Raw genomic sequence first — 24,036 nt, 5'->3', positions numbered from 1 at the left:
GATAACGATAAAATGGATAAGAATACAATAACAGGGTTTGTCCTGATAGTTTTGATCATGCTGGGGTCTTATTTTCTTTTGAAGCCCTCGGATGCTGAGCTGAAAAAAGAGCAGTTGGTGCAGGATTCAATCAAAAGAGCAAAAGCCGCCGCTGCTGTTGTTAAAACTACTAAGCCGGACACATCAAAAAAAACTGTTGCTTTAGCCGACTCAACATTGAAGAAAATTCCTTTCGGCATGGCATCCGTAGGCAGCGAGCAATTCGTCATCCTCGAAAACCAGGAACTGCGCGTTAAATTAAGTACACATGGTGGTCGCGTTTACTCGGTTGAATTGAAGAACTATAAGACTTTCGATAAAAAACCTCTCATTTTATTCGATGGTGATAATAATCAGTTTGGATTAATACTAAATATCCCCGGTAAAAACGTCAATACAAAAGATCTGTATTTTACGCCAAGCTCTCAGAGCCTTACTGTAGCAGAAAAAGACTCAAGCAACCTGACCATGCGCCTGAGCTATAGCCCTACCCAGTACATTGACTATGTGTACTCATTAAAAGGGACCGGCTTTAAATTGGGTCTGACTATAAAGTCGACCGGATTGGATAATATTATCGCGAACAGCAGCACCTTTAATCTGAACTGGCAGGCAAGCCTGCACAAACAGGAAAAGGACATGAAGCAGGAGCGCCAGTATTCGGAAATTTATTATAAAAATACGGACAATGAGGTAAATGACTTCGGCGATACCAAAGACGACCAGAAGTCTATCACAGATAAAAAACTGCAATGGGTAGCTTTTAAGCAACACTTCTTTTCAAATATCCTGGTCGCTAAACAAGGTATTGATAAGTCGAACTTAACAGTAAGTACCGATGTAACTAATACTGCCGATGTGAAGCAAATGAAGGCCGATCTTTCTTTTACCCGGATGGCTGATGGTGCTGTGCCTTTGGAATTCTACTTTGGCCCAAATCGCTTTAGCACGCTTAAGGAGCAAGGTTATGAGCTTGATAAAGTGGTTAGTTTGGGTTGGGGGCCGTTAAAATATATCAACCGTTATGCAGTATTGCCGGTATTTAACTTCCTAAAACAATTTAACTGGAATTACGGTCTTATCATCCTGGCTTTAACTGTACTGCTTAAGTTAGTATTGTCTCCACTTACCTACAAGTCATACCTTTCAATGGCTAAAATGCGGATACTTAAGCCAGAAATGGATGAGATCAAAGCAAAAGTTGGCGAAGATAATCCTACGCTGCTGCAACAGGAGTATATGAAACTGTATAAAAAGGCAGGTGTAAACCCGTTGGGCGGATGCTTGCCATTATTATTACAGATGCCTATTGTGATTGCATTCTTCCGTTTTTTCCCAAGCTTATTTGAGTTAAGAGGTGAACACTTCCTTTGGATGCATGACCTTTCTACTTATGATTCAGTAATCAGCTTCTCGCCTATATTCGGTGTTGATCATATCAGCTTGATGTGTTTGCTGATGACCATCTCGACTCTGGTTTATACTTATTTCAACAACCAGATATCAGGTGCAACCGGGCAAATGAAATATATAGGATACGTCACGCCTATTATCTTCCTCATCACACTGAACAACTACCCCGCAGGTTTGAATTACTATTACTTCCTGGCCAACATGTTCACTTTCCTGCAGCAATACCTGATCAGGCTGATGGTCGACGATAAAAAGATCCACGCCCAGATACAAGAGAACAAAAAGAAACCTGAAGAGAAGAAAAAGAAATCAGGTTTCCAGGCGCGTATGGAAGAAGCTATGCGCCAGCAGCAACAAATACAGGGAAAGAAGAAGTGATTTTCTTAGTCGGGAAGTCGGGAAGACCGCAAGTCCGAAAGATTATTAATTGATACTAAGACCCGGCAGAAGTACCGGGTCTTATTTTTCAGATTAAATTATCACTTACGGACTTCCCGACTTTTTGCGGACTTCCGGACTAAAATTCACTAAATTTGAACCATGTACGCTATTGTGGATATAGAAACGACGGGGGGACATGCCAGCTCAAATGGTATAACCGAAGTTGCTGTATGCCTGCACGATGGTAAAAGAGTAACCCAACGCTACAGCACACTGGTTAATCCAGGGCGGGATATCCCGGTTTACATCCGGGCGCTGACAGGTATTACCAACGAAATGGTCCAGGATGCGCCGCCATTTGAGGATGTAGCCGCTGACATTTATCACATGCTTCACGGCAAGATATTCGTTGCCCACAATGTCAATTTTGATTTTTCCTTTATTCGCCATCACTTAGCCGTGGCCGGCTATGATCTGCAATGCAATAAATTGTGTACGGTAAGACTTGGCCGTAAGATTTTGCCGGGGATGCCGTCTTACAGTCTCGGTAAGTTATGCCGTCATCTTGGCATAGAAAATGAAAGCAGGCACAGAGCTGCAGGTGACGCGGAAGCAACAGCCATCTTGTTCTCAATCCTGCTTCAGAATGATAATGGCAATCATATCGGCCAGGCACTCAAACACCGGTCGCGCGAGCAGGTATTACCGGCCAATTTGCCTAAAGAGGACATTGACCAACTCCCCTATATACCCGGCGTTTATTATTTTCATGATGAAAAGGGTAAAGTGATTTATGTTGGTAAGGCACGTAATATAAAGCAACGGGTTTGCAGCCATTTCTCAGGCAATAATCCCGGCTTACAGCGGCAGGAGTTCTTGCGCAACATTCATCATATATCTTATCAAAGTTGCGGTACGGAGCTCATCGCCTTTGTGTTGGAAGCTATCGAAATCAAACGGCTGTGGCCAAAATATAATCGCTCATTAAAACGGTTTGAACATGCCTACGGGCTTTATGCATTTGAGGATCAGAAAGGCTACCTGAGATTGGCTGTAGATAAACGTAGGAAGCTCTCACAACCAATATACACCTGCAATTCGTTATTGGATGGCCGTAACCTGCTGCTTAAACTCATTGACGAGTTTGAGCTTTGCCCAAAACTCTGTTTTATACAAAACAATAACGCACCCTGCACCGGTGCCATGCACCATCTATGCGCATGCGAAGGCGTTGAAACCGTGGAGGACTATAACAGAAAAGTAAATCAGGCGATTGCCCAATTGAAGGATGCATTACCTACCTTTGCAATACGCGACGAAGGCCGACAGGTAGATGAGCATAGCTGCATTTTGATCGAAAAGGGGCAGTTTTATGGTATGGGTTATATCTCCCATTATTTTGATGTTGATAGCCTGGAGCAGCTTAAAAACCACCTCACACCTTACCCGGGGAACGATTATATAAGGAATATGATATCTAACTATGCGCTAAGATACCCTGAGAGGACGATGGTGTTCTGATCTACTCTTTAAGACTTAGTTTTGAAAACTTTGTAAGTCTCAAAGAGTAGATAACGTAACTAATGGCGATTTTGCCGGATCAGTTATTACTAATTAATTTAGACAACTCCTTAAGATCGCTGGATTTGAAATTATTACTCATTGATTTTTCATATCGCGAATAGATAACCTCGCCTGTGCGGGAATTAATAATGGATACCAACTTACTACTGCTATTCCTTATATATAAAATGTAATAGAATTGCTCTTTGTCCTCCAATATTTTTTCGCCAAGCTGACGGTCTGAAATAGATTCCTAATTGAATTTATAATCTTTCGTAATTTCCTTAATATCCATCACCTTTTGTTTATTAACAAATGCTGTCACCTTATTAAGATTATCTTCCGCAATGAATAATGTCTGCGTACTCAGTGCTTTTACCTGCGATTTATCGGTCATATCATCGTGATAATCCAATTTTTTACCTGTTTTCAATTCTGCTGTTAAAAGCTGCAAGTAGTTTTTTAATAACCCAGGGTGCCAATGAAAAAGACGGCCTTCGCTATTAAAGTCAAAGAACATACCGTTAGTCTTCATAGTTTCCTTCATTGTACCAAAGTCGGCCGAAATGGCGATATGTGCCAGCTCTTCTTCGTGTTCGATTTTAAAGTTTTTATCTTTTAAACTCTTTGCCGATGGCACCCATAAATTAAGATAATAATATATCTGCTGAGATCCATAATACCCCGATATATGAAGCGCCTCGATGCTAAAATAAGAGTCGCCTGCCACCAGGCTACCCGACAAGTTTTCTGAACTGATAAAGTCGACACCTTTGGTTAATGTCCAATATTTCTTAAAAACGTCTAAAAAATCTTCGGATTCCGGAAAATGCAATTCATTAACTACAACATGGCTATGTCCATTCTGAATTTTCTCAAGTGCATTTTTTTCCAGTATTTGCACCTGTGCATTGGCTTGAATGGCGATAAATGTAATTACAAAAAAAAAGGCAATAGACTTAGAGAGTATTTTCATGTGATTATTGGTTTAAGTTATTAATAAAATGTCTTATATAATTCCGGCATTTTTCAGTTCAGTTTCCATTTGCCGCTGCACTTTTAAAGCTTCTTGGCGTGCAGCTTCGGCAAAATCTTCGCCGTTTGATGCATAGATAATAGCCCTGGAACTATTGACGATCAATCCGCAATCTTTGGTCATACCAAACTGACAAACATCCTCCAGGCTGCCGCCCTGTGCTCCAATTCCCGGAACAAGCAGAAAATTATCCGGTGCATACTTGCGAATATTAGTAAATTCGGTACTCTTGGTGGCCCCTACCACATACATCAGGCGGTCGGCACCTGCCCAGGTATTGGCCTTTTTTATGACTTCTTCATACAAATAACCGTCGCCAGTTTGCAGATATTGAAAATCCTTGCTGCCGATAGAAGAAGTAAGTGCCAGCACGATAACCCATTTTCCTTCAAAAGCCAGGAAAGGTGTTACGCTGTCGTTACCCATGTAAGGTGCAACGGTTATGGCATCAAAATCCATCCCGGCAGCTTCCTTATCAAAAAATGCACGGGCATACATACCGGAGGTATTGCCAATATCGCCGCGCTTGGCATCAATAATGCTCAAGCAATCTTTTGGTAAATATTCAGAAGTAGCTATCAAACTTTGCAAACCTTTTATACCGTGGCGCTCGTAGAAAGCAGCATTGGGCTTATAAGCGATGCACAGGTCTTTGGTGGAATCGATAATACGCTTATTAAATTCAAATACCGGGTCGGGGTATGCCTTTAAAAACGCAGGTATTTTATCGATATCAGTATCGAGCCCTACACACAGGAAAGATTTTTTTTGTTTGATTTGCTGAATTAGTTGCTGGCGGGAAAGCATTAGCGCGGATTATTTTCTGTTGCAAAACAACTAAAAAATAACCTAAGTGTTGATACACAAACATATTTTTTCAAAATTTTTGTTTTGTTAATATTAATGAGTAAAATTGCAGCGTTATCCTTTTGAATTTTTCTTGCGCTAAAGAAACAATTTAAAAATCCACAATCTATAAATTTTTAGATGTTGCGTAAGCACAGTTGCAAGACAATTTCTCTCAAGTAAAATATTCCATTTGAATCATTATTTATATCCATGTCTGATACCACAGAATTGAACGACAAACTCGTTTCAGAGTTGCGCGAAATGGCAAAGAGTTTAGGTATTGCTGAAGCCGAGGAACTGCGAAAACCTCAACTCATAAGCAAAATTGTAGAACAACAACAATTAATAGAGGCGGCCCGCGCTCAGCAGGCTGCTATGATCAATAATTATAGCGAAATAAAACCATCAGCAGCTACCGAAGAACCTGCTGAAAGAACCCGCAAAAGAATCCGTACCACAAAATCAAAAAGCAACGGCCCGCGTGTAGAGGTTCCTTTGGACGATACAAACCTGTTTGACGAACCTGATGATGAAACCCTGGTAGATGATACAGAAAGCGAACCCGTTGTCACATCGACTCCATTAGCTGATGAACAGGAAGCACCTGGAATCAAGTCCGAAGAATCTGTAAGCGAAACCAAACCTCAAAAATTTGAGCGGCGCTTCAACAACCAAAACCAGCAAAAAAGCCAGGAACCGGCTATCAATCTTGATTTTGATAATGTAATTGTAAACGAAGGCGTTTTGGAAATCATGCCGGATGGCTACGGTTTTCTGAGATCTTCGGATTACAACTACCTGACTTCTCCTGATGATATTTATGTATCACAGTCGCAGATAAAATTATTTGGTTTGAAAACCGGCGATACCGTCCGTGGAAGCATCCGTCCTCCAAAAGAGGGCGAAAAATACTTCCCGTTGGTTAGGGTTGAAGCCATTAATGGGCGTATCCCTGCCGAAGTTCGTGACCGGGTTCCTTTCGACCACTTAACGCCACTTTTCCCCTCCGAAAGGTTGGAGTTGTTTACAGACGCCAGTAACTATTCAACCCGCATCATGGATTTGTTCTCTCCTATCGGTAAAGGGCAGCGCGGCTTGATTGTAGCTCAGCCTAAAACGGGTAAAACCATGTTACTGAAGGATGTGGCCAACGCCATTGCCAGGAACCACCCTGAAGTTTACCTGATCATCCTGCTGATAGACGAACGTCCGGAAGAAGTAACCGATATGGCTCGCAGCGTGCGTGCTGAGGTAGTATCATCAACATTTGATGAGCCTGCTGAGCGCCACGTAAAAATCGCCAATATCGTTTTGGAGAAAGCAAAACGCATGGTTGAGTGCGGACATGACGTTGTGATCCTGCTCGACTCGATCACCCGCCTTGCCCGTGCCTACAATACCGTGGCCCCTGCTTCAGGTAAGATATTATCAGGTGGTGTTGATGCTAATGCGCTACACAAACCTAAACGTTTCTTTGGTGCTGCACGTAACATCGAGGATGGCGGTTCGTTAACCATTATTGCTACAGCTCTTACAGAAACCGGATCTAAGATGGATGAGGTGATCTTCGAAGAATTTAAAGGTACCGGTAACATGGAGCTGCAACTGGATCGTAAGTTATCTAACAAACGTATATTCCCTGCTATCGATATTACTGCTTCAAGTACCCGTCGCGACGATCTGTTGCTGGAGCGCGACACTTTGCAGCGTGTTTGGATATTACGTAACCATTTGGCAGATATGAATTCGCAGGAAGCGATGGAGTTTTTGCAAAGCCAGATAAAAGGCACAAAAACGAACGAAGAATTCCTGATCTCGATGAATTCTTAATACTTTTGGGATTATGAAGTTATGATATCATAACTTCATAATTTCTTTATAAACCTTGCATATCTTCGCCCCGAGAAATGAATAAACGCGTAAGCAAACATGTTCCCAATGCCATTACCTGTGCTAACTTGTTCAGCGGATGTGTCGGGATAGTTTTTGCTTTTCAGGAAAACCTGATATTTGCATCATACGCTCTTTTCTTAGCAGCAATATTTGATTTTTTTGATGGCTTTGCATCCCGCGTATTGCAATCATTTTCACACATCGGAAAGGACCTTGATTCGTTAGCTGACATGGTGAGCTTCGGTTTTTTGCCTTCGGCTATCTTATATGAGTTATTCTTAAAAACCCCGCAGGTTCCTAATGTTAGTCCGTGGCTTAATTTTAGCGCGTTTCTGATCTCAGTTTTTTCGGCACTGAGGCTTGCTAAATTCAACAATGATACACGTCAGGCTGAAAGTTTTATTGGCCTGCCTACCCCGGCCAATGCCATACTGATAGCATCTATACCATTTATACTGGAACATCATGTCAATTTTAGTGAATACATATTAAACGTGTATGTGCTGGCAGTTTTTGTTTTGATAATGTGTTCTTTGCTGGTGGCTGAGATCCCCTTAATGTCGCTCAAATTCAAAAACAGCGACCTGGATAAGAACATTTATCGCTATTTATTATTACTCTTCTCGGCAATATTGATACTATTTTTTAAATTTGCCGCGGTTCCGGTGATCATATTAATGTATATCACCTTATCTATCATTCAATATAAGTTCTCTAATGACAAAGTTTCAGGCTGAAATCGACGTAATGCCAAAAAAGGAAATTCTTGACCCTCAAGGAAAAGCTGTAACCGGTAGTATGAAAAATCTTGGATTAACCGAGATACACAACGTGCGCATCGGCAAACACATTTCGCTCGAAATTGAAGCTGAAAATGAAGAAATAGCTAACTCAAAAGTAGAACAAGCCTGCAAAAGCCTGTTAGCTAACCTGATTATGGAGAGCTACAGCTTTAAAATCCAAAAAGTTTAAATTCCGGCTTCTTTTTCAGATTTGATGCGTGAGAGTGCAGTGAGGTTAGTTTCGACCAGCTCTTTTGCCTGATTGTATTTTGCTCTTATCTCATCTGGCTCTTGCCCACCAGCTTTGCAAAGCAATTCCACGTCCTGCAATAAGCCCTGGGAAATAAGCATCCCGAAAAAGCCCATAGATGGTTTTAGTTTGTGAGCAGCTGCAGCAGCAGTAGGCCAATCGGCTGATTGCAATGCCTGGTCAATGCTGTTGAGCATTTCCGGTGCTTGCTGCAATAACATATCAATAGATTCCACAACAAATTCGTCGCTGCCGTCAGCAATTTCATATAAAAATGTAAGATCAAGATCTGGTGTTGCTGAGCTGTCCGGCATGTTTAGGCTGGTATATTATTATAAATTCAGTTAGTATTAAATCAAAATTATAACTTTTTTACGATCAAGTTATCTTTAAGTTCGTTTTTAAGATGAAAAATACTTTTTTTAAATACTGGATGCTGCAAATCAGCGGCAATTTCGCTCAATGGAGCTAAGGTAAACATACGGTTATGGAGTTCGGGGTGCGGGATAATAAGGCCAGGTTCGTCAATAATATCTTGCCCATAAAACAAGATATCGATATCAATAATCCGCGATCCCCATTTTTCCTCTCTTACGCGCCCGATACTGGTTTCAATCTGCAATACTTTTTCGAGCACCTGGCGCACCGGTAATTCTGTACCAGCGCATACTACCTGGTTCAGGTAATTCGGCTCGTCGGTTTTGCCCCAGGCTTCCGTTTCATAAATCGATGATTTTTGAATTACAGGACCTATTTCAGTCTCAATCAGGTCAATGGCTTTTTGCAAATACGCTTCCCTGTGCCCCAGATTACTACCCAATAACAAAAAAACATCAATCATTGTTGTAACAAATATTATAGACAAAGCTCTTAATATTATACATATCGAATTGCTAAGTTTGCATAGATAAAAGATTTATAATATTTAATGAAACAATTCTTCAAATTTGTTTTCGCCACGATGGTGGGGATTATTTTGTGTAGTGTGGTATTTCTGGTTATTATCGTTGGAATAATAATGGCAGCCGCAAGTGGTGATAAACATGTCGAAGTTGATTCAGATTCATACCTGCATATCGCAATTACGCACGAAATACCTGAGCGCACCCCATACAACCCGTTTTCTGGGCTCGACTTTTTAGGTCTGGACGGTGACAAGAATTTAGGCCTTAACGATATCCTCGCCAATATAAAACGAGCAAAAGCAGACAAGAACATAAAAGGTATTTTCCTTGACGAAAGCTATATGCTTTCGGGCCAGGCTACTACCGAGGAGATACGTGATGCGCTGCTCGATTTTAAAAAATCAGGCAAGTTCATTATCGCTTATTCCGAGGTGTATACACAAGGCTTCTATTACCTGGCATCAGTAGCCGACAAAGTGTACATTAACCCTAAAGGCATATTTGAATTTAGCGGCTTTAATTCAGAAATCACTTTCTTTAAAGGCGCTTTGGATAAACTGGGTATTGAAGCTCAAGTGATAAAAGTAGGCACTTACAAAAGTGCTGTCGAGCCATTTGTATTGACCAAAATGAGCAATGCCAACCGCGAACAGGTAAATTCTTACCTGGGCTCATTATATAGCTATTTCCTGACCAATATCAGCAAAAGCCGTAAGATCAGTAAAGATTCTCTGTATCATATAGCTAACAATTTGAAAGTGCAATTCCCCGAAGATGCGCTGAAATATAAGCTGGTTGACGGCCTGAAATACAAGGACGAAGTCTTAGACGAATTGCGGGACCGCACCGGCATTGGTTCAAAGACCGAGCTTCATAAAGTAGAGATGGGCGACTATGCAGCCGGCAACCATTCCTCATCGAAAGACGATGATGATTCAAAGAAAAAGATCAAAAACCAGATAGCTGTTGTTTATGCCTCGGGAGAGATCAATGGCGGCGACGGAGATGATAATACCATAGGTTCAGAAAAAATATCAGCTGCTTTACGTAAGGTAAGATTGGATGATAACGTAAAAGCGGTGGTTTTACGCGTGAACTCACCCGGCGGTAGTTCGCTGGCATCAGATGTAATCTGGCGCGAGGTGATGCTTACCAAGAAAGTAAAACCGATCATCGTATCGATGGGTGACCTGGCAGCATCGGGTGGGTATTATATATCATGCGCTGCAGACTCGATCATTGCCGAACCGAATACCATAACCGGCTCCATCGGTATTTTCGCGATCATTCCTAACCTTCAAAAACTATTTAATGATAAGCTGGGCATCACCTTTGACGGTGTAAAAACCGGGAAATATTCCGATTTGGGTGACATTAGCAAGCCATTATCGGCTGAAGAAAAAGCTATCCTGCAGAACAATGTGAACCATGGTTATGACGATTTTACCAAGGCAGTTGCCCAAGGCCGTCATAAAACACAGGCATATATCAATAGTATTGGCCAGGGACGCGTATGGACCGGCGAACAAGCCGTAAAAATTGGCTTGGTTGACCGTTTAGGTAATATTAATGATGCCATCTCATCAGCAGCTAAGAAAGCTGGCATCAGGAAATTTAAGCTGGTAGCTTATCCGGAACAAAAGAAAGGCGTATTTAACAAGTTCGGCGCTGATATCAGCGAACAAATGAGGGTACACTTTGTAAAATCAGAGCTGGGTGATAATTACCGGTATTACGATCAGATAAAAGGTCTTACCCAAATGATGCGCACCCCGCAAATGCGCATGCCTTATGATATTGTAATCAAGTAGATGTTAGTTCATGGCTGATGGTTCATAGAACATGGCCATTTGTTTTAAAGCTATTTCCGTTATGGGAATAGCTTTCGTTTTTCTCCTTTAAATTGCCGACAAGCTATGAACCATGAACTATTATCTATGAACTATTTGTATTTTTACACCCCGAATCCGCTTATGGAAAACAAACCCATTGCCCGTACGCTCCGCCTGCTGTCGCAACTGATGGAATTGCACGACGAAAACCCCTTCAAGGTGAAGTCGCTGGCCAATGCTGCCTTTAAGGTGGATAAGCTCCCCTATGGCATCGCAGGTAAAAGCCTTGCCGAAATGGAGAAAATTGACGGCATTGGGAAAAGTACCGCTACCAAAATAGTGGAATTACTGGAAACAGGTGCCATAACAGACTTGACCGATCTGCTTGCAGCTACGCCGGAAGGAGTCGTGGAGATGCTGGGCATCAAAGGTATTGGCCCTAAAAAGATCGGCATCATTTGGCACGAATTAGGCATCGAGACGGTCGGCGAATTGTACTATGCCTGTAATGAGAACCGCCTGATCGAAGCAAAAGGTTTCGGGTTAAAGACACAGGAAGAAATAGTAAAGGTCATTGAATTCAGGATGGCCAGCAATGGCAAATTCTTGTTTGCGCGGGTGGATGCCATTGCAGGTGAGCTGTTTCAAAAGATACAGGATATGCTTCCTGAATCCATATTGAGTTTTACCGGGGAATTCCGTCGTTGCTGCGAGATCATTGATGAATTGAGTTTCCTGGTTGGCTCCGGTGATGTTAGAGCAGATGTAGAAACATTGACTCAATCGGATATACTTCAAAACCTGACAGTTAAGGAGCATACGATCAGTGGCGAAACGGCCAATGGTCTATTGGTGAGCATTTCAGTAGTAAATAATCTTTCGTTCCATTACGAATTATTTACACAGACCGGTGCTGACGATCATGTTCAGGCTGTTTTGGCTCGTATATCTGATGATATAAAACAAGCCGAAAGCGAAAAAGCGATCTATAAAAAAGCTGGTCTAACCTATATGCCGCCGGAGCTTCGTGAGGGTAATACATTCATTGAAAAAGCTACCAACAATGCCTTACCTCAGCTAGTTACTTATCAGGATCTGAAAGGTACGCTACATAACCACAGCACATGGAGCGATGGTGTAAATACATTGGAAGACATGGCCCTATACTGCCGTGATCAGCTAAAACTGGAATATTTGGGCATCTGCGATCACAGCAAAAGCGCCTTTTATGCAAAAGGTTTAAGTATTGAGCGGGTATTGCAGCAGCATGAAGAAATTGATCATCTGAATAAAAAGATCACCGGCTTTCATATTTTTAAAGGAATTGAATCAGATATTCTGAACGATGGTTCCCTGGATTACCCCGATGAGATATTGCAGCGTTTTGATTTTATTGTAGCGTCGGTACACTCCAACTTGAAAATGGATAAGGAAAAGGCGACCGCGCGTTTGATTAAAGCCGTTGAAAATCCTTACACTACCATTTTAGGACACCCTACTGGCCGGTTATTGTTAAGCCGTAAAGGCTATGAATTTGATTATCAAAAGGTAATTGACGCTTGTGCTGCAAATCATGTGATCATTGAGATCAATGCCAACCCATTGCGCCTCGATCTGGATTGGCGCTGGCACCAATATGCATTGGATATAGGTGTAAAATTATCCATTAACCCTGATGCACACCGGGTGGAGGGTTTCTCCGACATGCATTATGGTGTTTTAGCTGCGCGAAAAGGCGGTTTATATAAGGAAATGTGTTTAAATACGTTCTCCCTTGAAGAAATTAAGAAAGAATTTGAATCAAAAAAGCAGGTAAATGCTCATAGATAAAGTACGTTATATACAACAAAAGCAAACCCCGCCTGCTGTCCTGGTCATCGGTGATCTGATGATCGATCATTATATCTGGGGTGATGCCACCAGGCTCTCGCCTGAGGCACCGGTTCCGATAGTCAATGTAAAAAATGAATCAACTACATTGGGTGGGGCTGCAAACGTGGCTCAAAACCTGGTTGCTTTAGGTGCAAAAGTGACACTTGGAGGCTTGGTCGGCGAAGACACTTATGGGCTGCGCCTGATTGAAATATTAGAAAGCGAAGGGATTGCTACAGATGCCATTCTGAAGGATGTAAATCGCCCAACCACCGTAAAAACCCGTGTGGTAGCTGGCAGCCACCAATTAGTAAGGGTCGACCGGGAAATTACTGATCCGGTTTTGAGTGAACTGGAAGATGAACTGGTGAATCAGCTGGATCACTATATTAATGAGGCTGATATTGTACTGTTTTCTGATTATGGCAAGGGCTTATTCTCTGAGAATCTGACCCAAAGACTGATCAAGCTTGCCAAAAGCAAAGAAAAGAAAGTGATCATCGATCCAAAGGGATTGAATTACGAGAAATATAAGGGTGCTTTTATTATTAAACCCAACCGTAAAGAATTGGCCGAAGCTGCCAAAACAGAGCGCATTAAGACAATTGACGATCTGCAAAAGTCCGCTAAAGTCATCTTTAAACAAACTGGGGTTGATTACTTAATCGTTACCTTATCAGAAGAAGGCATGGTCATACTGGATGAGCTCACTTACAAACTGTTACCGGTTAAGGCAACGGCCGTATTTGATGTGACTGGTGCTGGCGATACTGTATTGGCAACCATCGCTTACTTTATTGCCTCGGGATTGACCATTGAAGAATCCTGTGAGCTGGCGAACCATGCGGCTGCTATTGTAATACGACGTGTGGGCAGCGCAACTACCAGTATTGACGAAATTTTAGAAGATATAACTAACGGTCAAACTAATTGACCAACGAAATACAATATGAATAAACTGGTTATTGAGGAACTGCAAGATCATCAGCAATTGATACAAAAAGTAATTGATTCGCTTGGTGCAGATATTGAAACTGCATGCGAAATGATTGTAAGTACCCTAAAAAATGGCAAAAAGGTATTAATAGCAGGAAATGGCGGTAGCGCAGCTGATGCTCAGCATATTGCAGCCGAATTGAGCGGAAGGTTTATGAAAGAGCGCAGGGCTCTACCCGGGATCGCCCTTACTACCGATACCTCCGCTTTAACATCCATAGCCAATGATTATGGCTACCAGTTTGTGTTTTCACGTCAGGTGGAAGCATTGGCGCAACCGGGCGATTTGTTCATCGGCATATCTACCAGTGGCAACAGCGAAGGCATACTAAAAGCCTTTGAATCAGCACAAAAGCTACAATGTAAAACACTGGGTCTATCCGGCAGAAATGGCGGAAAAATGAACGGCATATGTGATTTAAACGTCATCGTGCCGTCTGACATTACTGCCCGCATACAGGAAATGCATATCCTGATCGGTCATATACTTTGCAAGGCTGTTGATAATGAATTCTGATCGATGAGAAACAACCTGGAAAAAACACTGCTTAGTAAAATAAGTGACATACCATCACTTAAAGCTTCTATTGCACAATGGCAAAGCGAGGGCAAAAAGGTTGTCTTTACGAATGGCGTTTTCGACCTGCTGCATATCGGACATATTACCTATATGGCCAAAGCAGCTGAACTGGGTGATAAATTGGTAATCGGATTAAATTCTGATAGTTCAGTAAGACGGATCAAAGGCGAGCACCGGCCTGTAAATGATCAGAATAGTCGCGCTGCTTTGCTGGCAGCATTATTTTTTGTGGATGCCATAGTCGTGTTTGAAGAAGATACTCCGATAAAGGTAATCACGGCCCTGATGCCCGATATATTAGTAAAAGGAGCCGATTACTCAATCGCAAACATTGTCGGGGCTAAAGAAGTAATGGCCAATGGCGGCGAGGTAAAGACCATTGATTTTGTGGAGGGTTACTCCTCTACCTCTATCATCAAAAAGATCAGGGAACAGATCACAAAATAACATGAAGATACTGGTTGTCCGTTTCAGCTCAATGGGTGATATTATTTATACGACGCCTGTGGTGCGATGCCTGAAAACGCAACTGCCTGACGCCGAAGTGCATTTCCTAACAAAGCCAGCCTTCAAATACATCTACGATAACAATCCGCATCTCGATAAGCTGCTCTTATTAAAGCCTACCCTGGCCGAAACTATTGAAGAAATAAAGGCAGAAAAATACGACTACCTGATCGACCTGCACAGTAACCTGCGGACTTCGCTTATCAAATTGCGGACGGGTATTAAATCTTCCTCCTACAAAAAGCAGCGTATCCGCAAATGGCTTAGCCTCAAATTCAATTTAAAGCTTGTTCCATCTGTTCATTTGGTGGAGCGCTACATGAAAGCGGTTAAGTTCCTGGGTGTTAAAAATGATGGCAAACCGATAGATTATTATATAAAAACAGAGCACGATCTGACAAAATTATTGCCCGTTTCTCATCAGTCGGACTTTGTAGCATTTATCATCGGAGCAACGCATTTTACCAAACGTATGCCGAATGAGAAGATCATCAGCATATGCCATAAAATCAACTCCCCAATTGTTTTGCTAGGAGGAAGCGACGTAAAAGAAAATGGCGACGAAATTGCCAATGCCATCGGCTCAAATATTTATAATGCCTGCGGTATTACTTCACTGGATGAATCCGTATATTTAGTTTCGAAAGCGAAACGGGTGTTAGGGTTTGATACCGGGTTGACCCACATTGCCGAAGCATTTGACAGGCCGATCGCTTCAATTTGGGGTGGTACAGTACCGGAATTACTTGGTGTACAGCCCTATATGGTAAAAGACGCGGAGGTGATCGGGATAAACTTACCTTGCCGCCCGTGCTCAAAGTTCGGCCTTGAAAAATGTCCGCTTGGGCACTTCAAATGTATGAACAATATACCCGAAGAAGTTGTTATTAACTTCGCAAATGATGCCTAAACAAAAACGCTATGAAAAAAATATTGCTGATTCGCCATGCCAAAGCTGTTCACGACGATAGCTACAGCGATTTTGAAAGGCCTCTTAAACACTCCGGCATGCGGGATACAACCATCATGGCCGAGCGAATAGAAAGTGCAGGGGCAGTTCCTCAGATACTCATAAGTAGCCCTTCGCTGCGCACTTTGGCGACAGCTAATATACTTTCAGAGCATTTAAGCCTGCACAAACCATCAGAAGATTCCCGGATTTATGATGCTAGTCAGCAATCGCTGCTTTCTGTTATCAGTGAATTCCCTGAAAATCAAAATTTTGTAGGCTTGGTTGGCCATAATCCAGGGATAGCGCAATTAGTTCATTATTTTACCGGCCAGATACGCGAAGTCCCGCCGGGGGCCGCCGTCCTGATCAGATTTGAGTTCGATTCCTGGCGGGAACTGACCTATGACTCGGGCCACCTGGAATGGTTTAGTTCACCGAAAGAAAACCATTGATTTGAAGATTTGTCAATTTGAAGATTTGAAAATTGAATCTCAATGCTAACTTTCAAATTTGAAGATTTACCAATTTAAGGATTTGAATTTGACTCGCTCCCACCTGTTTTCAAATTAGCACATCTTCAAATTTTCAAATCAATTGATACAATAAGTTTTCCCGGGTAACGACCTGGCAAACCCCTGCATTTCCATATTTAGCAGGTTGATTGCCAGTTGGCTCATCGGCATATTTGTTTTCAACCTCAATTCATCAATAGCCAATGGCGACTTATGCTGATGAATGATATCAAAAATAACCCTTAGTGGCCCTGCGGGCGCCTACAATACTTACCACGTGGCCTGGGTTTAGGTTGAAATCGCCTTTAGCATATAATAATATCGGGCCATCTATACAATTTTTCAGTCGCTTTGGGTATTGCGGATCAGTATAAAAAATAGGTCTGACATTATTTCTTTCGATATATTTCAATTCTTCTTCTGCGCGCTCAAGGGCTGCTTTAAAATTCATGTCAATAAATCTCCTTTCGCAGATGCCCGGTATTTGTATCAGCTTCAATTTAGATGCTTTGAACACCTGTTCCTGATCGCCAAAATGAAAAAGCATGGACTTGGATAGTGCGGGACCAATATTTTTTATAAAAGTTAAAGCAATGCGATGAAGTAATGACATATTTTAAAGTTCAGGTATCTGGCGTTGAAATTACAAACAAATTGAATTTGCTCAAATTTTTAGCATTTATTTTCAAAAAGCTTAACATAAATATTATATAAACTTTAGCTCTGAAAAGTATTTTTTGATAATTTAGATCAGTAAATAACCGCCTCAAAATCAAGCTGTATGATGAAGAAACCGATAAAAAGAAAAGGTTACCCAGCCAGACTGACATGCCTGCTTATAGTTCCAATATTCCTGGCATTATTTTGTGTTTCAAACCATGCATTTGCACAAAGCCAGCCATCACCCCCTCCGGGCGGACCACCTCCTCCGCCACCACCGGATGAAGTTTTGAAAAAAATCAACCCTTTTAAAAAGCATAAAAAGGATACCACGACCAACAAAAAAAGTGATGATAAAACGGCCGCGCCGCCTTCCGGACCTTCTACACAACCGGCGGGGCCTCCTCCTCCACCAAACCCTTTAAATCTCTTCAAAAAGAAAAAGAAGGATACAACTAAGAATGGCAAAAATTGACAGAATAAATAAAGGGCCACAAGAAATTATTGCCCCTTTACATAGATCACCTGCTTGGTTTCGAAAAACTCTTCTGTAAAATAATCTTTCAGATAATACTGCTTTACCGCCAATTTCGATTCAGCAATCTCCTGAGTCAAGTCGCCGCCTTTTAGATACAGTATGCCGTTCGGCAGTTTATTCTTTGAATCTTTATTGAATTTTCCTTTCACCCAGGGATAGAAATCCTTCAGTTGTGTTACTGCGCGTGAAACTACAAAATCAAATTTTCCGCGTATTTGTTCAGCTCGGATATGTCCGGCTTTCAGGTTTTTCAGGCCGGTGGCTTTGGCTACTTCGTTTACCACCTTTATCTTTTTCCCTATGGAATCGACCAGGTAAAATTGAGTCTCAGGAAACATAACAGCTAGTGGCACTCCCGGGAAACCGCCTCCGGTGCCAACGTCCAGCACGCTTTCGCCTGGCAAAAAGGGCATCACTTTGGCAATGCCTAACGAGTGTAATACATGCCGTTCCAATAAAGACTCGATATCTTTTCGGGATATAACATTGATCTGGTCGTTCCAGAAATTGTATAGTTCGGGCAGTTGCTGGTATTGTTGCTGTTGTGCTGAGCTTAGATCAGGAAAATATTTGAGTATGATATCAGATGTCATCCCTGTTAAAGCGGTTTATGATATTACCCAGCAGGTACCTGGCCCTAAATAATTGCGCTTTAACTGTACCCAAAGGCAGGTCGAGCTGCTGCGCTATTTCTTCGTATGAGAGTTCATCAAAATATCTCAGGGTGATCAGGTTGCGATAGCGGGGAGGCAAACTTTCAATCAGAACTTTTAACTCTTGCGTTTGCTGCTTCTTAATAGAAGTTTCTTCCGGGTTGAGTACATCTGCCTTTATCTGTAGCGTTTTTTCTTCTCCGTCGTCATCCACCATTCCGTGGATGGACATGGTATTCAATTTCTTTTTGCGAATAAAGTCGATACAGTTATTGGTAGCTACACGGAACAGCCAGGTACTGAATGCATAATCCGGTTGGTATTTCTCCAATTTCTCGAACGCCTTGGCAAAGGTTTCAACGGTGAGGTCCATTGCATCCTCCTTGTTATTCACCATTTTAAGCGCCATAAAATAGATAGAATCCTTATACCTGTGCATCAGGTCGGCATAAGCTTTTTGATTTCCCTCGCGTGCTTTCACAACAAGGTGAAAATCGTTTTTTGCGTTTTCGGTAAAATTTGCGTTTACTTCCACTGTGTAGTTTTTATAAAAGTACCTATCAATCCAAAAGTATTTAAATAAACATAATAAACAAGGTCGAAGAATGGTAAATACCACAATAAGTTTTTAACATCCAACTTTGTAAATATCCTTGAATATATAATTATTTGCGCAATAAGCCTGAAAATGAATAAGCCCAAAGCAGGCAGCGGATCATAGTCCAGGACAAGAGATAATATAAGTAGTATATAGAATAAAAAGCCTGTAAGCGCATCAAAACTCAGCATACGGCGGTGATTATTCTTATACAGCTTCCCTACGCCCATGTGCCTCCTCTTTTGAACAAAGAAAGAGGTAAAAGTGTTTTTGGCCGGACTGAAAGTAAAGGCATCAGGGTGAATTTCGATGTTGGTATTCTCAGCCGTAGCATTTTGATTTACGAACAAATCATCATCGCCCGACATGACGTGCATATGTGATGCAAAGCCTTTGTTCTTAAAAAACAACGTTTTTGTATAGGCCAGGTTGCGGCCTATTCCCATATATGGATTACCCGCAAGCGCAGCTGAAAGATAATTTATGGCTGTTTTAGCTGTCTCGAACCGGATAAGCGAATTTAGAAACCCTTTGGTTTTGTAATAAGGAGAATACCCCAGAACAATCTCCGTATCACCTGTAAAATTTGCAACCATACGCGCGATCCAATCAGCCGAGGCAGGTTTGCAATCTGCATCAGTAAACAGCAGGTGTTCGTTTTTAGATGCCTTGATGCCCATAGTCAGGGCGAATTTCTTCCCGGTTTTATGACGGTCATTTTCAACTACGGTAACAATTTTCAGTCGCGGGTATTTAAGTTGAATCGCTTTTAATACATTTTCCGAATCGTCAACTGAACAGTCGTTTACTACAATTACTTCAAAATCGGGATAATTTTGTTCAAGTATTAAAGGCAGGTTTTCCGGTAATTTTTCAGCCTCATTCCGTGCACTGATGATCACTGAAACTGCAAGAGCAGATGGTGCTAATCCCTCAGCTGGCTTATAAGACTTCAGCCTGTTATGATAATAAATAAGATAAAACAGCTGGGCAATAAAACAGAAGGTTAATAGTACGAAGACCGCGTCGGGTAAATAGGTTTCCAAATCAGATGAATATATAAGGGTAAAATTGTAAAAAAAACCATGATTGTCTAGTAATGGTGGATAAGTTTTGGCTTGAAAACCCCTATTGTGGAAAAAATCAGGTGAGGTTGTATAGTTGGATCGGTTGTAGAGGTTGCGGTAGCTGCAATAATTGGAAATATTAAGATTGGTGAAAATCAATCCATTTCAACCCTTACAACATTTACAACCACTACAATCAAATCAAACATAAATGACTAATTTTGCAGCCTCGAAATGAAATTCAGTTTAACAGCACAAGACCCGTTATCGAAGGCCCGCGCGGGCGAAATCACCACAGATCACGGCACTATACAAACACCGATATTTATGCCTGTGGGTACTGCAGGTACCGTAAAAGCTGTTCATCAGCATGAGTTGAAGGATGATATAAAAGCACAGATTATCCTGGGCAATACCTATCATTTATATTTAAGACCAGGGCTCAATACCCTTGAAAAGGCTGGCGGATTGCATAAATTCAATGGCTGGGATAAGCCAATATTGACCGACAGCGGCGGCTACCAGGTCTATTCGCTTACTGAGGTACGTAAAATAAAGGAAGAAGGGGTTACATTCCGTTCGCATATCGATGGCTCAAAACACCTGTTTACTCCGGAAAATGTAATGGATATCCAGCGAATTATTGGTGCCGATATCATTATGGCTTTTGATGAATGCACACCTTATCCCTGTGAATATGGCTATGCGCGAAAATCTATCGAAATGACCCACCGTTGGCTCAAACGCTGCTGCGAGCGTTTTGATAGTACAGAGCCAAAATACGGATACAACCAAACCTTGTTCCCCATTGTGCAGGGCTCGGTTTATAAAGATCTGCGGACTAAATCTGCTGAAGTAATTGCTTCATTTGAACGTGAGGGCAATGCTATAGGTGGTTTATCCGTGGGTGAGCCGGCTGAGGAAATGTATGCCATGACAGAATTAGTTTGCAATATATTACCGCAGCAAAAACCACGTTATTTAATGGGTGTAGGTACACCTGTAAATATATTGGAGAATATTGCACTGGGTATTGACATGTTTGATTGCGTAATGCCGACCCGCAATGCACGTAACGGCATGCTTTTCACCAAAGAGGGTATTATAAATATCAAAAACGAGAAATGGAAGAATGATTTTAGTCCGATTGAAGCTGATAGCGACTTGTATGCTGACAGGAGTTATACAAAAGCTTATCTTAGGCATTTGATTCACTCGGGCGAAATCTTAGGAGCGCAGATTGCAACCTTACATAACCTGCATTTCTACCTGTGGCTTGTAAAGGAAGCACGTAAAAAGATCATTTCGGGCGAATTCTACAATTGGAAAAACATGATGGTAAACCGCCTGGGCCAACGATTATAAATGAGAAATTTTTTAAGACGACATCTGAAAGTTGTTGACCGGTATATTATAAGAAAATATCTCGGCACGTTCATATTTACGCTGGCCATTTTTTCGGTAGTGATGGTGGTTTTTGATGTATCGGAGCATCTGGACAACTTCCTGAAAAAGCAAAGTACCTTTCATGATATCGCCTTTAAATATTATGCCGGATTCATTCCGTTTTATCTGAATTACTTATCGCCGCTCATCAATTTCCTGGCAGTTATTCTGTTTACTGCCAAGATGGCCAATCAAACGGAAATTGTACCGATACTGACATCGAAAGCCAGCTTTAACCGGTTTTTGAGGCCTTATTTTATTGCGGCGTCGCTGCTGTTTATCATATCATTTCTCGCCAACGTATTTCTTATCCCCTATACAAATCGCCTAAAAGTCGACTTTGAAGCCACGCATTTTAGTGATAGCGACCCCACAAAAAATGAGGTGCACATGCAGCTGGATAAGCATACCTTCGTTTTTGTACGATCATTTGATCCTGCTTCAAAAACAGGTTATGAGTTTATTTTAGAGAAGTTTAACGGCGATGTAATGACCCGTAAAATCGTTGCCACCAATGTAGTTTACGACTCAGTAAAGCGCTTCTGGACCATGAAATCCTACTCTGACAGGCAGATCAACGGCTTAAAAGAGACCATGGTATGGCATGGAGCCACAAAAGACACAGTGCTCGATATGCGTCCGGAGGACTTTGAAATAAAAGATAATCAGTACAGCGCTATGTCGATGAGCGTTTTGAACAAGAATATTGACAAGGCAAGACTGCGCGGAACGGGTGAGTTACTGGACATGCAATTCGAAAAATACCACCGTTTTGTTTACCCGCTATCCACCTATGTGCTCACCTTAATTGGCGTTTCGATGTCCTCAAGAAAGGTCCGCGGAGGTGTAGGATTACCGCTTGGGATAGGCATTATTTTGTGCTTCACCTACATTATTGTCGAGCGATTTGCATTGGTTTTCTCTATAAAAGGAGGCGCACCGCCGTTGATTTCGGTGTTTATGCCAAATCTTTTATTCTTCATACTAGGCTACTATTTACTGGTAAAGGCGCCTAAATAATGGCAGAAAAATATGCTCCGGCCCCGCTGAATAAGAACCTGATAATTCTTCATTTTACGGTTTTTATCTGGGGCTTTACGGGCATTTTAGGCAAGCTGATTTCCATATCCGCAGTGCAATTAGTATGGTACCGTGTGCTCATCGCCTCGGTCACATTGTTCCTCTATTTTAACTTTAACAAGACCGTCTTCCGCGTAAGCAGAAGCACATTTTTCAAGCTGATTTCTACCGGAGCATTGGTTGGCGGGCACTGGATTTTATTCTTCCTTTCCATTAAATTATCTACTGTTTCGGTAAGCCTGGTGTGCCTTTCATCCGTGACATTATTCACGGCAATTTTCGAACCGCTGATCAATCAAAAACGGATATCGAAACTCGAAATCATTTCGGGAGTTATGATCATTTCGGGCATACTGATCATTTTTAAATTCGAAACACAATACACTAAGGGTATCATAGCAGGGCTTACAAGCGCTGTTTTCGCGAGCCTTTTTGCCATTATCAACTCACGGCAAGTTAAGAAATATGAGGCGCCCGTGATCGCATTCTACGAGCTATCCGGCGCCTTTGTTTGGATCTCCATCTTCCTCGCCGCGATCGGCGGATACGACAAATCGATGATCCTGAACCGTGCCGATATTGGCTACCTTTTGCTTCTCGGTACTATCTGTACGTCGCTTGCTTACGTCGCCGGAGTGTCTGTAATGCGCGAGCTTTCTGCCTTCCGGGTAGCTCTTATCACCAACCTCGAGCCGGTATACGGCATCATCATGTCCTTCGTATTTTTTGGCGACATGAACAAAATGACCACCGGTTTCTGGGTCGGCGCCGTCATTATTTTGTCGACAATTTTCCTGTTTCCTGTTGCCCAAAAACAGGTCGCCAGGAGAAGAAACCGATAACTTCTGCGAGTCTATTTTACTTAAAAACTTCTGGATAAATTCCCCAATATAATGACAGTTGCCCCCGGCGGGGAGGAGAGGGGCCCTCAAAATACATACCCCTTACGACGCATTTTAAGCCCGAATAAGCGACCTTAAAAAAACAGCTGATCAGATTATCAATAAAACTATTTCGAACGGCCTGACGCAAAATCTATTTTTTACTTAGTGTAATTAACCCAATCCTGCAAAACATCAATCCATCGATATATTTTCTCACAAAAACCACAAATATTTTTTAATTATACATTCCAATCAAAATTTTTAAATCAATAAAAATCAAATGCTTACACTATTTATATAAATCAATAGTTTAACAAAACCAAATTTTGAAAATATACCAAAAGCTAATATTTTTAGCAACTGACGGCTCCTATAGCTCTTTTTAGGTATATAACATTTATAATCAATTATTTAATATAAGTTATCTAACAAAACACTTCATAGTATAAATCTAGCACGCATTTCTTCTAAGTGTGTACTGAATCAAAAAATGAGAATTTAATAAAAATCGAGGCCGATGCAGATTCGTATGCAAAACAGATTTTAGTGCGGTGAATTTCTTTCAATTTTTTGCAGAATTTTTGATTAAAAATTAATAAATAAGAGAGTCTATTTTTTGAACAGACAGCGAGCCGTTCAGCCCACCCTACCCACTTTCGGTCAAAAAATCGCGATGGATATTCTGGCCTAAAAAAGTGCCCCTTTTGGTTAATTTTTTGATTTTCGATTTTTTGCAAAAAGAGGCTTC

25 protein-coding genes are annotated in these 24,036 nt (G+C 41.6%); 15 read left to right on the top strand and 10 right to left on the bottom strand.

The window, feature by feature from the left end; all coding sequences use genetic code 11:
- Positions 1–12: 12 nt before the first annotated feature.
- Both yidC and Q3A68_RS08195 read left to right on the top strand, forming a co-directional pair.
- Positions 13–1,830: a membrane protein insertase YidC gene (gene yidC / locus Q3A68_RS08200; RefSeq protein ID WP_302900578.1), complete on the top strand. Its 1,818-nt coding sequence runs from the start codon at positions 13–15 to the stop codon at positions 1,828–1,830.
- 162 nt (positions 1,831–1,992) lie between these two features.
- The gene (locus Q3A68_RS08195) at positions 1,993–3,354 is read left to right on the top strand and encodes an exonuclease domain-containing protein (protein ID WP_302900577.1); all 1,362 of its coding nucleotides are present in this window, start codon (positions 1,993–1,995) and stop codon (positions 3,352–3,354) included.
- A gap of 295 nt (positions 3,355–3,649) precedes the next feature.
- On the opposite strand, the gene Q3A68_RS08190 is transcribed toward Q3A68_RS08195, so the two are convergent.
- A complete protein-coding gene (locus Q3A68_RS08190; RefSeq protein WP_302900576.1) occupies positions 3,650–4,372 on the bottom strand; it encodes a hypothetical protein in 723 nt (240 codons plus the stop codon).
- A 33-nt stretch (positions 4,373–4,405) separates the two neighbouring features.
- Positions 4,406–5,239: an orotidine-5'-phosphate decarboxylase gene (gene pyrF, locus Q3A68_RS08185; RefSeq protein WP_302900575.1), complete on the bottom strand. Its 834-nt coding sequence runs from the start codon at positions 5,237–5,239 to the stop codon at positions 4,406–4,408.
- A 252-nt stretch (positions 5,240–5,491) separates the two neighbouring features.
- On the opposite strand from pyrF, the gene rho reads away from it, so the two are divergent.
- From rho to purS, 3 genes are all read left to right on the top strand, one after another.
- On the top strand, positions 5,492–7,111 hold the full coding sequence (gene rho, locus Q3A68_RS08180) for a transcription termination factor Rho (RefSeq protein WP_302900574.1): 1,620 nt from the start codon (positions 5,492–5,494) through the stop codon (positions 7,109–7,111).
- Positions 7,112–7,188: 77 nt separating this feature from the next.
- On the top strand, positions 7,189–7,911 hold the full coding sequence (locus Q3A68_RS08175; RefSeq protein ID WP_302900573.1) for a CDP-alcohol phosphatidyltransferase family protein: 723 nt from the start codon (positions 7,189–7,191) through the stop codon (positions 7,909–7,911).
- On the top strand, positions 7,892–8,146 hold the full coding sequence (purS, locus tag Q3A68_RS08170) for a phosphoribosylformylglycinamidine synthase subunit PurS (RefSeq protein ID WP_302900572.1): 255 nt from the start codon (positions 7,892–7,894) through the stop codon (positions 8,144–8,146). The genes Q3A68_RS08175 and purS overlap by 20 nt, the downstream gene beginning before the upstream one ends.
- Here purS and Q3A68_RS08165 read toward each other — a convergent pair.
- Both Q3A68_RS08165 and folK read right to left on the bottom strand, forming a co-directional pair.
- On the bottom strand, positions 8,143–8,520 hold the full coding sequence (locus tag Q3A68_RS08165; protein WP_302900571.1) for an Hpt domain-containing protein: 378 nt from the start codon (positions 8,518–8,520) through the stop codon (positions 8,143–8,145). The genes purS and Q3A68_RS08165 overlap by 4 nt on opposite strands.
- Positions 8,521–8,567: 47 nt before the next feature.
- Positions 8,568–9,047 (bottom strand): 2-amino-4-hydroxy-6-hydroxymethyldihydropteridine diphosphokinase, encoded by a 480-nt coding sequence (gene folK / locus Q3A68_RS08160; RefSeq protein WP_302900570.1) that lies wholly within the window; start codon positions 9,045–9,047, stop codon positions 8,568–8,570.
- Between the two features lie 87 nt (positions 9,048–9,134).
- Here folK and sppA point away from each other — a divergent pair, with 87 nt between their 5' ends.
- The 7 genes from sppA (at position 9,135) to Q3A68_RS08125 (ending at position 16,302) form a co-directional block, all read left to right on the top strand.
- Positions 9,135–10,922, top strand: a complete 1,788-nt coding sequence (gene sppA / locus Q3A68_RS08155; protein ID WP_302900569.1) for a signal peptide peptidase SppA — start codon at positions 9,135–9,137, stop codon at positions 10,920–10,922.
- A 162-nt stretch (positions 10,923–11,084) separates the two neighbouring features.
- Positions 11,085–12,773 carry a helix-hairpin-helix domain-containing protein gene (locus tag Q3A68_RS08150; RefSeq protein ID WP_302900568.1) on the top strand — a complete coding sequence of 563 codons (1,689 nt, stop codon included), beginning with the start codon at positions 11,085–11,087 and terminating at the stop codon, positions 12,771–12,773.
- Positions 12,760–13,749 carry a D-glycero-beta-D-manno-heptose-7-phosphate kinase gene (gene rfaE1 / locus Q3A68_RS08145; protein ID WP_302900567.1) on the top strand — a complete coding sequence of 330 codons (990 nt, stop codon included), beginning with the start codon at positions 12,760–12,762 and terminating at the stop codon, positions 13,747–13,749. Before Q3A68_RS08150 ends, rfaE1 begins: the two co-directional genes overlap by 14 nt.
- A gap of 15 nt (positions 13,750–13,764) precedes the next feature.
- Positions 13,765–14,328, top strand: coding sequence for a D-sedoheptulose 7-phosphate isomerase (gmhA, locus tag Q3A68_RS08140; RefSeq protein ID WP_302900566.1), 564 nt, complete (start codon positions 13,765–13,767; stop codon positions 14,326–14,328).
- Positions 14,329–14,331: 3 nt separating this feature from the next.
- Complete coding sequence (gene rfaE2 / locus Q3A68_RS08135; RefSeq protein ID WP_302900565.1) at positions 14,332–14,838, top strand: D-glycero-beta-D-manno-heptose 1-phosphate adenylyltransferase; 507 nt, start codon at positions 14,332–14,334, stop codon at positions 14,836–14,838.
- A gap of 1 nt (position 14,839) precedes the next feature.
- Positions 14,840–15,808 carry a glycosyltransferase family 9 protein gene (locus Q3A68_RS08130; protein ID WP_302900564.1) on the top strand — a complete coding sequence of 323 codons (969 nt, stop codon included), beginning with the start codon at positions 14,840–14,842 and terminating at the stop codon, positions 15,806–15,808.
- Positions 15,809–15,819: 11 nt separating this feature from the next.
- Positions 15,820–16,302, top strand: coding sequence for a SixA phosphatase family protein (locus tag Q3A68_RS08125; RefSeq protein WP_302900563.1), 483 nt, complete (start codon positions 15,820–15,822; stop codon positions 16,300–16,302).
- 138 nt (positions 16,303–16,440) lie between these two features.
- On the opposite strand, the gene Q3A68_RS23155 is transcribed toward Q3A68_RS08125, so the two are convergent.
- The 6 genes from Q3A68_RS23155 to Q3A68_RS08100 form a co-directional block, all read right to left on the bottom strand.
- The gene (locus Q3A68_RS23155; protein WP_368045663.1) at positions 16,441–16,527 is read right to left on the bottom strand and encodes a hypothetical protein; all 87 of its coding nucleotides are present in this window, start codon (positions 16,525–16,527) and stop codon (positions 16,441–16,443) included.
- A 64-nt stretch (positions 16,528–16,591) separates the two neighbouring features.
- Positions 16,592–16,975 (bottom strand): DNA-processing protein DprA, encoded by a 384-nt coding sequence (locus tag Q3A68_RS08120; protein ID WP_302900562.1) that lies wholly within the window; start codon positions 16,973–16,975, stop codon positions 16,592–16,594.
- A gap of 197 nt (positions 16,976–17,172) precedes the next feature.
- Positions 17,173–17,457: a hypothetical protein gene (locus Q3A68_RS08115; RefSeq protein WP_302900561.1), complete on the bottom strand. Its 285-nt coding sequence runs from the start codon at positions 17,455–17,457 to the stop codon at positions 17,173–17,175.
- Between the two features lie 66 nt (positions 17,458–17,523).
- A complete protein-coding gene (gene rsmG, locus Q3A68_RS08110; RefSeq protein ID WP_302900560.1) occupies positions 17,524–18,153 on the bottom strand; it encodes a 16S rRNA (guanine(527)-N(7))-methyltransferase RsmG in 630 nt (209 codons plus the stop codon).
- Entirely contained in the window at positions 18,143–18,748 is a 606-nt protein-coding gene (locus tag Q3A68_RS08105) for an RNA polymerase sigma factor (RefSeq protein WP_302900559.1), read from the bottom strand. Before Q3A68_RS08105 ends, rsmG begins: the two co-directional genes overlap by 11 nt.
- Positions 18,739–19,857, bottom strand: a complete 1,119-nt coding sequence (locus Q3A68_RS08100; protein ID WP_302900558.1) for a glycosyltransferase — start codon at positions 19,855–19,857, stop codon at positions 18,739–18,741. The genes Q3A68_RS08105 and Q3A68_RS08100 overlap by 10 nt, the downstream gene beginning before the upstream one ends.
- A 255-nt stretch (positions 19,858–20,112) precedes the next feature.
- Between Q3A68_RS08100 and tgt the strand changes: the two genes are divergently transcribed.
- The 3 genes from tgt to Q3A68_RS08085 are packed head-to-tail and all read left to right on the top strand — an operon-like array spanning position 20,113 to position 23,246.
- Complete coding sequence (gene tgt, locus Q3A68_RS08095) at positions 20,113–21,243, top strand: tRNA guanosine(34) transglycosylase Tgt (protein ID WP_302900557.1); 1,131 nt, start codon at positions 20,113–20,115, stop codon at positions 21,241–21,243.
- Positions 21,244–22,344: an LptF/LptG family permease gene (locus Q3A68_RS08090; RefSeq protein WP_302900556.1), complete on the top strand. Its 1,101-nt coding sequence runs from the start codon at positions 21,244–21,246 to the stop codon at positions 22,342–22,344.
- On the top strand, positions 22,344–23,246 hold the full coding sequence (locus Q3A68_RS08085) for a DMT family transporter (protein ID WP_302900555.1): 903 nt from the start codon (positions 22,344–22,346) through the stop codon (positions 23,244–23,246). Before Q3A68_RS08090 ends, Q3A68_RS08085 begins: the two co-directional genes overlap by 1 nt.
- Positions 23,247–24,036 lie beyond the last annotated feature (790 nt).

This window comes from Mucilaginibacter tolerans (assembly GCF_030519375.1).
Taxonomy (GTDB): Bacteria; Bacteroidota; Bacteroidia; order Sphingobacteriales; family Sphingobacteriaceae; genus Mucilaginibacter.
The sequence above is the reverse complement of the archived record's forward strand: the minus strand, read 5'-3'. Positions and strand labels throughout refer to the sequence as shown.